Origin of the sequence: Candidatus Angelobacter sp., assembly GCA_035607015.1 — a bacterium.
Taxonomy (GTDB): Bacteria; Verrucomicrobiota; Verrucomicrobiia; order Limisphaerales; family AV2; genus AV2.
The window spans coordinates 1-10,441 of sequence record DATNDF010000446.1; the positions used below are offsets into that span (position 1 = coordinate 1).

10 protein-coding genes are annotated in these 10,441 nt (G+C 58.4%); 3 read left to right on the forward strand and 7 right to left on the reverse strand.

Annotated features, from left to right (window positions below; all coding sequences use genetic code 11):
- From VN887_17915 to VN887_17945, 7 genes are all read right to left on the reverse strand, one after another.
- On the reverse strand, positions 1–1,611 hold a 1,611-nt coding region (locus VN887_17915; GenBank protein HXT41890.1), incomplete at its 3' end, for a DUF2723 domain-containing protein.
- 3 nt (positions 1,612–1,614) lie between these two features.
- Positions 1,615–1,932: a hypothetical protein gene (locus tag VN887_17920; protein ID HXT41891.1), complete on the reverse strand. Its 318-nt coding sequence runs from the start codon at positions 1,930–1,932 to the stop codon at positions 1,615–1,617.
- Between the two features lie 13 nt (positions 1,933–1,945).
- Positions 1,946–2,497: a sigma-70 family RNA polymerase sigma factor gene (locus tag VN887_17925; GenBank protein HXT41892.1), complete on the reverse strand. Its 552-nt coding sequence runs from the start codon at positions 2,495–2,497 to the stop codon at positions 1,946–1,948.
- A 64-nt stretch (positions 2,498–2,561) separates the two neighbouring features.
- Entirely contained in the window at positions 2,562–4,985 is a 2,424-nt protein-coding gene (gene feoB, locus VN887_17930; protein HXT41893.1) for a ferrous iron transport protein B, read from the reverse strand.
- A 1-nt stretch (position 4,986) separates the two neighbouring features.
- Positions 4,987–5,358 carry a hypothetical protein gene (locus VN887_17935; protein HXT41894.1) on the reverse strand — a complete coding sequence of 124 codons (372 nt, stop codon included), beginning with the start codon at positions 5,356–5,358 and terminating at the stop codon, positions 4,987–4,989.
- Entirely contained in the window at positions 5,355–5,597 is a 243-nt protein-coding gene (locus VN887_17940) for a FeoA family protein (GenBank protein HXT41895.1), read from the reverse strand. Before VN887_17940 ends, VN887_17935 begins: the two co-directional genes overlap by 4 nt.
- 3 nt (positions 5,598–5,600) lie before the next feature.
- The gene (locus VN887_17945; GenBank protein HXT41896.1) at positions 5,601–5,894 is read right to left on the reverse strand and encodes a FeoA family protein; all 294 of its coding nucleotides are present in this window, start codon (positions 5,892–5,894) and stop codon (positions 5,601–5,603) included.
- Positions 5,895–6,140: 246 nt separating this feature from the next.
- On the opposite strand from VN887_17945, the gene VN887_17950 reads away from it, so the two are divergent.
- The 3 genes from VN887_17950 to VN887_17960 all read left to right on the forward strand — a co-directional run bounded on the left by VN887_17950 (position 6,141) and on the right by VN887_17960 (position 10,214).
- Positions 6,141–7,955, forward strand: a complete 1,815-nt coding sequence (locus VN887_17950; GenBank protein HXT41897.1) for an amino acid permease — start codon at positions 6,141–6,143, stop codon at positions 7,953–7,955.
- 419 nt (positions 7,956–8,374) lie between these two features.
- Complete coding sequence (locus VN887_17955) at positions 8,375–8,713, forward strand: P-II family nitrogen regulator (GenBank protein HXT41898.1); 339 nt, start codon at positions 8,375–8,377, stop codon at positions 8,711–8,713.
- A gap of 37 nt (positions 8,714–8,750) precedes the next feature.
- A complete protein-coding gene (locus VN887_17960) occupies positions 8,751–10,214 on the forward strand; it encodes an ammonium transporter (protein ID HXT41899.1) in 1,464 nt (487 codons plus the stop codon).
- The last annotated feature ends 227 nt before the right edge of the window (positions 10,215–10,441 follow it).

The window sequence follows — 10,441 nt, forward strand, 5'->3', positions numbered from 1 at the left end:
AAACCATGCCTGCTCGCGTTTCCGCATCCGCGTGAAGAAGAAAACCGGGACCAGCCCGATCAACAAATAGGCAAGATTGAATTCCTCCACCGCACCGGTGATCAACATCCCCATCTGGTCCGCGAAGCGGCCCAAACTGGCCGTGGGATTGGTCTTCTCGTACTGGCCTCGCGTCAGGGCGTGAAGAAATCCGTCCCAGGTGCGCGGATACCCCCAGTTTAGAGGTGGGTTCGTCATCGAAGCTAGCGGCATGTAGAGGTAAAATGCCGCTCCGAGCACCCAGAACACGGCCAGGGTCGTCACCGGAAAAACATACGTGCCGTATGTTCGGGCCCGCATCAGCGTCCAACCGGAGGCCAGCACCAGCGCGGCTCCGATCAGACTGTGAACTACAAAGAAGGACAGGCTTTTGTTAAACCAAGCAGTCTTGCCCGCAGCCGTGCTGAACAACGTAAGGACATAGATGGCCGTCGCGGCAAGAATGATTTTGCGCCACGCGGCTGATGGATCCGGAGGCGCGCCCTTTTTCGTGAGCAGCGGCGGAATCGCAAAACCTGCCAGCGCCGCAAAACCGGCGAGGTGCACCACCGGCAACAACGAGGATCGCGATTCGCTGATGTTGATCAGACCGGACACGGCCGCGACAAGAAAGACGAGATAACCCACTCCCGCAAACATCAGGATGTCGCGGCCCAGCGCCGACCATTGCTCCGCCCTCGTCATCGTCATTGACGCCAGCCACGCCCAGGCCGTGATGGACAGGACTCCGATGACAACGAAGATGACGAATAGCGGCCGGTTGCTGTCGAATGCGGTGAGCATGCCGTTCGATTTCGCGGCCAGGCCGATCAAAAAAATCACGCTGTTTCCCAGAAACAAATCCCGGCCCAGCCTGGGTTGCGCCGCCGCGATGGAGACCTCGATGCCCATCGCCGCGACGATCAAGGTCATATGGTTGGTGAAGCAAAGCCCGAACAGGAACATGGCCCAGTAGAGGTAGCGCATCTGGTGAGGCGCATAAACCCAGCGCAACAAAAAGCACAGCACACCCATGAACGAAAGCAGGCTGAACGGATAAACCTCGACGATGACGGCCTGGCTCCACATGAATCCGTTGAAGCCAATCAGCATTCCCGCCACGTAACCTGCCAGCACGCACAACGCGTTTTCCACGCGCCGGTCGATGTTTTTGAACTCCTCGATTCCTTCAAGAATCATGCTGCTGCCCCGGGAGGCAATCAGCGCGATCAATCCGCACGCAAGCGCGCCCGAAACGGCCGACGCCAGGGCGACCCGCCACGCGATGTTCGACACCGGCACGAGCACGGTGAACAGCCAGGTAAACATCGTCCACACCGGATAGCCGGGCGGATGCGGGACCCCGGCGTAAAAAGAACCGGTCGCCAGTTCGCCGGAGTCTTCCAGGGTCAGGTCAGGAGCCAGGGTCAGGTAATAACCGATGAACACGAGCAGTGCCGTGACGCCAAAGGTCAGCCAGTCGGTTTTGCGGAATAGCGGTGGTGTGGGAGGCCTGGCGCCGGGGCCGGGAACAGTCTGATTTGGAGCCGGCCTGCCCTGCTCCTTGGCCGGCTTCAATTTGTCTGTGCTCATCGTTTATCGCTTCAGATAATTCGTCCGCGACTGCGGAAAAGAGGCCATACTTGAAGTGGAATGACCGTGGTTTGTCCATTCAAAAGTTCCCGGCCGCACGCCATTCCGCTCGCCGACGAACCCCCCCGGCAGGTACGCCGTAAAGCTCGCGTTGCTCAACGTCATCGCCATCATCGGCGACTGGTTGGATGCGACCGCCAGCCGCGCCAGTTCGCCGCTGCGCTGGTTGAAGGCGATCACCAGAAACAGCAAACACACCGTCGCCGGCGCCAGCCAGCCGAACGAGAACTGCCGCGCCCGCACAGCGACGGCCGGTCTCACGAACAGTTTCGCCTTAAGCCCCGCGGACGGGCGGCGCGGCGTCCAGGAATGCAGTTGAGTCTCCAATGGATTCCAGTTGTTCATACTTCTCTCCTTTCAGGCGGGATCGGATTTTTTGCAGGCCGTAGCGATAGCGCCCGGCCACGGTGTTCGGGGAAAGTTCCAGCAGTTCCCCGATTTCTTCAAAAGTGTATTCATGCCATATTTTCAAAACGATGGCTTCGCGTTGCTCCACGGGCAACGCGGACAGGCAACGCATCGCCGCAAGTTCCTGCGGTGTTTCGTCCGGCAGACGGTCGAACCACCGCCGCGATTCCAGTTCCCGCGCCAGCCGCCGCCACAGGCTCCGTCGATAGTTCAATGCGCGGTTGCGAAAGGCACGGACGCAATAGTGTTCGGGCTGCATCGGTGGTTGTTCGCGCCGGACCAGCGCCACGAACGTCTCTTGAAGGACATCCTCCGCCTCGTTATGGCTCAAACCCAGCGCCCGACCGTACAAAATAAGTTCAGCCGCCTTCGATTCGTAAAGGCGCTCACACCAGCCCGGTTCGGCTTCTATGCTCACATCAGTTCATCTGAATGGACACCAGACAACGGGGATTTGTATAAAAGAATGTCGAAGTCTGCAATCACTGCCATCCCAGCAGACGACCGCCCTGATACGTGATGAAGGCCAGGACCCAGGCGAGGATACCCATGTAAAGCCACTGGAAAGCCGGCCATTTCCACGAGTTCGTTTCGCGCCGGACGATGGCGACGGTGCTCACGCATTGCAGCGCAAACACGTAAAAAACCATCAAAGTGACGGCGACGAGCGGCGTGTAAACGGGTGAGCCGTCCGGCTTCCTTTGCTGTTGGAGCGTTTCGGCCAGGCTCCTGATGCCCGATGCGGATTTGTCGTAGCCACCGACATTATAGACCGTGGACATGGTGCTCACGAAAACCTCACGCGCGGCAAACGATGCCACGATGCCGATGCCCATTTTCCAGTCGAAACCCAAGGGCGCGATGGCCGGTTCAATGGCGCGCCCAAGACGGCCGGCAAAACTTTGTCGCAGCTTTTCGCCGGCCTCCACTTTGTCCAACTCGGCCAGCCTTTGCGCGGTGATTTCACCGTTGTCCTTTCCTTCGTTCAAGCTTCTGAGCTCCGCCGCTTTGATCGCCTCGCGTCTGGCTGCAAAATCGTTCTCCATCGCGGTTCCTCGAGGATACGTCGCCAGCGCCCACAACAAAATGTTGATGCCCAGAATCACCGTCCCCGCGCGGCGGAGGAACAATTTCGAGCGATCCCACATGTGCCGCAGCACGACACGCAACACGGGCCGCTTGTACGGCGGCAGTTCCATGATCAACAACGGCGTTTCACCCTTAAGCAGCGTTTTCTTGAACAGCCACGCCATCAGCAGCGCCACGATGATGCCCAGCAGATACATTGAAAGCATGGTCAAGCCCTGCAGTTTGAGGAAGCCGATGACGCGCTTGTCGGGAATGCACGCGGCAATGAGCAGTGTGTAAACCGGCAGCCGCGCCGAGCAGCTCATCAGCGGCGCGACCAGAATCGTCACCAGCCGGTCCTTCGGCGTTTCAATCGTCCGCGTGGCCATGATGCCCGGAATCGCACAGGCAAACGAGCTGAGCATGGGAATAAAGCTCTTGCCATGCAGGCCGACCTTGCTCATCAGCCGGTCCATTAAAAACGCCGCGCGCGCCATGTAACCCGTGTCTTCGAGAAAACCGATGAACAGGAACAACAGCAGGATTTGCGGCAGGAAGACAATCACCGCCCCGACGCCCGCGATCACTCCTTCCACCAGAAGGCTGTTCAAATCGCCGCGGGGAATGGCGCCGCCGACCACCCCGCCGAACCAGTCCACGGCTGATTGCAATGCGTCCATCGGTATTCTGGCGAACGTGAAAATGCTCTGGAACATCAGGGCCATGATGGCAACGAAAACCGTCACTCCCCAAAGCTTGTGCGTGAGCACGCGATCCAGTTTGTCGCTGAACGTTTCGCCCGGCGGCGCGAGTTCGGTGGTGGCCGCCTGCGCGATTTCCGCGACACGCGCGTAACGCCACTCGATCGGCGCGCCGCGCCAGTCAATGCCGTGGCCGTCGAGCCGCTTGCGCGCCGCGGCCACGGCGTCTTGAATCCTTTGCGGATAATGCGACGTGGACGAAGCCAGCGCTCTTTCGTTGCTGAGAAGGAGCAGCGCCTCCGCCGTGGCTTGCAAGCGCCGTTCGGAAAACGTTTCCGCGAGCAAATCTGCCAGACCGGTCGCCTCGATGCGGAACAAGCCGGGCAACTGGCAGAACAGTTTCGGCGCGGGAGATGCCGCGCGCCCGCTTCCAAAATCATTTCCAGACGACGATGGGGACAAGCGCGACACCTGTCCTGCGAGATGAGCCTCGCGACGCACGGATTCATTCGGACGCTCGCCGCTCGAAATGTTCGGCGCGTCCTCGCGCCGAACCGCGCCCGAGACGGACGCGCTCCCCAGTATATCAATGATTTTCTGCTTCAATTGAGCAATTCCTTTTCCAGTGCTGGCCACGACGGGCAACACCGGCACGCCAAGAATCCCGCCGAGTTTTTTTTCGTCAATGCGATGCCCGTTCGCCTCGGCCACATCCACCATGTTCAGCGCGATGAGCGCGGGATGGCCCAACTCGATGACTTGAGTCGCGTAATAGAGGTTGCGTTGCAGGTTCGACGCGTCCACGACGATGACGATCAAATCCGGGGGCGGCAGTTCCGGCAGGCGATTCAGCAGCACGTCGCGGGAAATTTGCTCGTCGAGGGAATTCGGGCTGAGGCTGTAAGTGCCGGGCAGATCAAGCAACGTGATGGAAACGTCCGGCGGTGTGCCTCGTAACCTGCCTTCTTTGCGCTCGACCGTGACACCGGCGTAATTACCGACCTTCGCGCGCAAACCGGTGAGCGCGTTGAACAGCGTGGTCTTGCCGCAGTTCGGATTGCCGGTCAGAGCGACGCAGGTCGGAGAGGCATTTTTCCGGATAGATTTTTCTTTGTCCGAAGCGGCTGCGCGATTCATTCTATCTATGTTGCCCTTGCAATATTTGCGAAGGTGAAAGGATCTTGCCGTTCGGTAATGTGACTAAGCCATCAGCTCCAATCGTAATCAACAAACTGATTTTATTAAAACTTCGGTTGGCTTCTGGCGAAATGCTTTCCACGTTTTCAAACTGCCAAACATCATCATGTCCCGTGACCACAATGATCGAACCAGAAGAATGAGGTACGGTTCCAATGTTTCCTGCTTTAATAGTCGTTATTCTTTTCGTGTGCCCACTATAGACGTAAATATTAGTTCCTGTGCGGTTTGAAACCCGAAGTTCCGTAAGAGTACAGCCGGTCAAAGCAAGGAGCAAACACATGAAGACGATTTTTGAAAACGAATTCATCATGTGCTCACCCTCACCAAAATCTGCTCAGCCTCCTGCTTGCGCAGCGTGAGATTGTAGCCGCGCACTTTGATTTCCACGGGATCGCCGAGTGGCGCAAAGCGAACAAGCTCAACAGTTGTTCCGACGATCAAACCCATTTCGAGCAGCCGGCTGCGGCGTTCGGCAGGGACTTTGATTTCGGCGACGGTGGCGGCGGCGCCGACCGCGAGCGAAGTCAGCGGTTGGGCTGAGGCAGCCATAACTCAGGCCGCCTGCTCTTCCTTGTGCAGCGGCTCGACCAGGATGGCGTCGGCCAATTCCGCGCTGATCCCGAGCCGGACGTTGCAGACCTGGCAGATGACGTTGTCCTGCTGGCTGAGGAGTTTGACGCTCTGTTCCTCACAAAAGCCGAGCTCGCGCAGACGTTGAGCAATTTCAGGCGAGGCGGAAAGCTGTTTGATCCGGCAGGCGGCGCCGACACGCATCTGACTGAGCGGGCACACGAAAGACTGTCCGCGACTCGCGGCAGCTTCGCTGACTGGCGGCTTTTTGCTCACAGCGCAGCCAAATTACCTTAATTGAGACTCGGTTGCAAGAATGATTTCCCCTTGGACTCCTTCGCTGAACGCCGCCCGCATCAACCGGTTGGAACCGCGCGCAGATCGTTCCCGGTGAAAGCCAACTGTTCTGTTTGACGGCGGTTGAAGCTATCCCGCAAAATCGCCCATCAAAATGAACTGTTCGAGTGACCTCGGGTGGCGCTGTCTGTTCCAAAGAGCAGGCGGTGAACGCGGCAATTGTTCATGGACAGCCTGAGCGTCCACCGCCCGCGGAACGTGGACTGGAAACGGGCCGCCGCGCTTCTTTACGGCGACTGGGGCACCAGCAAAGCGTATGTCATCGGCCTCGCCTTCGTCGCGGCAGGCTTTTCCTCGTTCCCCATCATTCTGGCCGTCTGCGCTGTCACGGGCCTGGTCGGATACAATTACATCATCGTCTGCAAACACTTTCCCGACGGCGGCGGCGTTTATTCTTCGGCGCGCGAGCAAAGCCGGGTGCTGGCGGTGCTGGGGTCACTGCTGCTGGTGGCGGACTTCATTGTCACAGCGGCGATGAGCTGTTGGGATGCGATGAGTTATTTCGGCGTCCCGAAACAGCACCTCAAAATGGCCACGACCGGTTTCATTCTGCTGATCGGGTTCATCAACTATTTCGGACCGAAACACTCCGGAAGCCTCGCGGTTTCACTGGCGATGCCGATGGTCCTCATCGTCGTCGCGATCATAGCATTGAGCGCGCCGCATTTCAGCATCGCCAACCTCGAACCGACACACGCGAGTTTTGCCAAAAACTGGGTGGCCTTCGCGGACGTCATTCTGGCGCTAAGCGGCGTCGAAGCCATTGCCAATCTGACGGGCGTAATGAAACTGGACGCGGGCGCCACACACGACCAGCCCAGCATCGCCGAGACGGCTAAAAAGGCGATTTGGCCGGTGGCCATCGAAGTGGTGCTGGGCACCGCTCTGCTCGGCTGGGCGATGCTTTCGCTGCCTCATTCGTTGTCCGACGGCATTCACAACCGTTACGAAGACATGCTTCGTTTTCTAGGCGAGCAGTACGGCGCAGCCGCACTTGGCCCGCGGTTTGGAGAAATCTTCGGGGTGGTCATCGGCGTCGTGGTCGGACTGCTGCTGTTGAGCGCGGTAAACACCGCCGTCGCAGCAATGATCGGGTTGATTTATATGCTCGCGCGGGACCGCGAAATGCCCCGCCCTTTCACGCGGCTCAATTCACATGGTGTTCCCTGGCCTGCCCTTGCCGTGGCGGTCGCGCTGCCGCTGGTCCTTGTGGTCTTGTCGGAGAACCTCCATTCGCTGGCCGACATGTACGCCATCGGCGTGGTCGGGGCGATCACCGTGAACCTTGGGTCGTCGTGTTTCAACCGGCGACTCCGTCTGAACTGGCGTGAACGGATTCTGATGGGGGCGACTTTTTTCCTGCTGTTCGCCGTTGAAGTAACCATCGCCAAGACGAAACCCGCCGCCCTGTTCTTTGCGACCTGTGTCCTGGGCGTGGGTTTCGGCCTGCGCTGGATCGCCATGAAGCGCGCGGGTCTGGAGACCGTCACGGTGAGCCGCGAAGTGGCCGCCGCCGTGTCCCCGGAAACGATCCCTGACTTCCGCGTAAATCTCGATGCCGGCCAGGCCATTCTTGTCGCGGCGCGCGGGATAACGCCGGTTTTGGGGTTTGCGCTGGAGGAAGCGCGGCTCCGCAAAGGCACTCTCTACGTTCTCTTCGTCAAGGAACTTGCCGTCGCGCTGCCAGGTCTTTTGGAGAACACGGACCGCCCGCGATGGCAGGATGATCTGCAGGCGTCCCGTATCATGTATACCATGCTCGAACAAGGCCAGCAGAACGCAGTCTCTGTCATCCCGCTCTATGCCGTCAGCGAAAATCCGGCCGCCACAATTCTCGACCTTTCAGCCACACTGGGCATCGACATTCTCATGCTCGGTTCGCCTCACCGAAATAAACTGGTATCGCTCCTCAAGGGCAATGTCGTCACCGAAGTCGCGCGCAGTCTTCCCGAGAACATCCAGTTGATCATCCACGGCTGACCGCGCATGCGATGGTGCGAAGTGACGCCATGCGCGTTCTCGCCGGATGCTCAGCTGTCCTCGCTTCGGGCCCTCTGCTACTGGCGAAAAAAAACTCAGCTGGTCAAATCGCAACACTCGACGGTGGATGAATACTTGTTCGATTTTGGCAGAAAAGATTTCGGTGCCTCCCGGTGGACTGGTTTGCAAGGACTTAACTTGACGGCCAAGCGACATGCCTGTTGATGGCATCGCCGGTGCTAGGACGGCGTGGTCTGGCAGAAAATCGGTCGCCTTTGGTTGACGGTCGCTTGCGAAAGCGGCCGTCCAGCGAGATCACAGGTTCCGTGTTTCAAATCTGATGTGGCGGGCAAGAAAACGGCTGTCGGCGGCGCGGCCGGACCGGTCGCACCCAGTCAGTAAAACTAAAACTCAAAACTATGAAGAAAGTCGAAGCCATCATAAAACCATTCAAACTGGAGGAAGTGAAGGATGCGCTCGGTGAAATCGGCATCGAGGGCATGACCATCACGGAAGTCAAAGGGTTCGGCCGCCAGAAGGGCCATACCGAAATCTACCGCGGTAGTGAATACACGGTGGACTTCCTGCCCAAAATCAAACTCGAACTGGTGCTCGCCGACAACCGCGTGGACGGCGCCGTGGCCGCCATCGTCAAGGCTGCCAAGACCGGCAAGATCGGCGACGGCAAGGTGTTCGTCTCCAAAGTGGACGAAGCCACCCGCATCCGCACTGAGGAGAAAGGCGATCAGGCAGTTTAGTCTTACAGCGCACTCAACCCATCAACGAAAAAAACTGATGAAAAAAACAATTTTCGCATTTCTTATTTGCGTCGGCTTGAACGCGGGCGTCTCTCTGCTCCGGGCGGCGGATGCTGTGCCAGCCAAGCCAAGCATTGAAGACCGGTTGGCAGACCTGGAAGCTTACGTCACGAACGGGACGCGCCAAACCAACGCCCCGACGGCGCTGGCCACGTCGCCCGGCCCCGGCCACAACGGCTTTCAAATGGTTTCTGCGGCACTGGTATTGTTCATGACCCTGCCGGGGCTGGCGTTGTTTTACGGCGGCCTGGTTCGCCGGAAGAATGTTCTGTCGGTGCTCGCTCAATGTCTGGGCATCGCGGGTCTGGTGAGTATCCTGTGGTGGCTGTGCGGATATAGTCTGGCATTCCATAGCGGCGGGAAGTTTCTCGGCACCCTCGACTGGAAATTCCTCAACGGCGTTGATTCGACTCCGAACCCTGATTACGGCGGGTGGGTTTCGCATAACGTCTATTCGATATATCAACTCATGTTCGCCATCATCACCCCGGCGCTGATCGTGGGGGCGATTGCCGAGCGAATGAAATTTTCCGCCATCCTTGCCTTCGTTACGCTTTGGATGTTCGTGGTCTATTTTCCCCTGGCACACATGGTCTGGGGTGTTGACGGCTACATGAATGGCGTGTGGAACAAGGATGCAGGCATTCATGCCATTGATTTTGCAGGCGGCACCGTGGTGCACATGTCTTCCGGGTGGTCGGCGTTGATTCTCTGCCTGTTTCTCGGCAAACGACTCGGCTTTGGCAAAGAACCGATGCCGCCCCACAGTATGGTGCTGTGCATGGTCGGCACCGGCATGTTGTGGGTCGGTTGGTACGGGTTCAACGCGGGCAGCGCTGTGGGGGCAGACGTCGTTGCCGCCAATGCTTTCACGACAACCACCATCGCAACCGCCGTGGCCTCCTTCGTCTGGGCGATGGCCGAGTATGCATTTAAAGGCAAACCCAGCATACTCGGTTTCTGCTCGGGCGCAGTAGCCGGGTTGGTGGTTATCACTCCCGCCTGCGGTTTTGTAAACGTTACTGGCGCGGTGGTCATCGGCATCTGCGCCGGGTTGGTTCCCTACTTTTTCTGCGCAAAAGTCAAAGGATGGTTCGGATACGATGACGCGCTCGACACATTCGGCGTCCATGCCGTTGGCGGCACGATGGGCGCTTTTCTGACCGGAATTCTCGCCGTACCCGCAAAACTCGCCGGTGGCGAGGTCAACCCGGCCGCCGTCAATTCCAATTTGGGAACCTACCTGGACAAGTACGTCGGCCATACTCTCTGGATTGAACAGATCAAAGCGATTTTTGTGACGCTGATCCTCGCGGTGGTCGGCACTGCAATCATCGCTGCCATTGTGCGAGCGACCCTCGGTCTCCGTGCGGACGAGGAAGTCGAGACTCTCGGTCTCGACCTCTCCGAGCACGGCGAAGAAGGTTACCACGGCGCATAATAATCCCGCTTAACTTCAACCAACTATTCGCGCAACTGTGCCAGTCCGCGGGAGGAACCGCGGCTGGCACAGCAACGCGCTAAAAAGCAAAACAACAAAAAAGAACAACATGAGCACAGCGAAGCAAGTGATAGAGACGGCGAAGAAGGCTGGGGCGAAGATGGTGGACATCAAGTTTGTGGACACCTTCGGCACCTGGCAGCATTTCACGATTCCCTTCAGTGAAT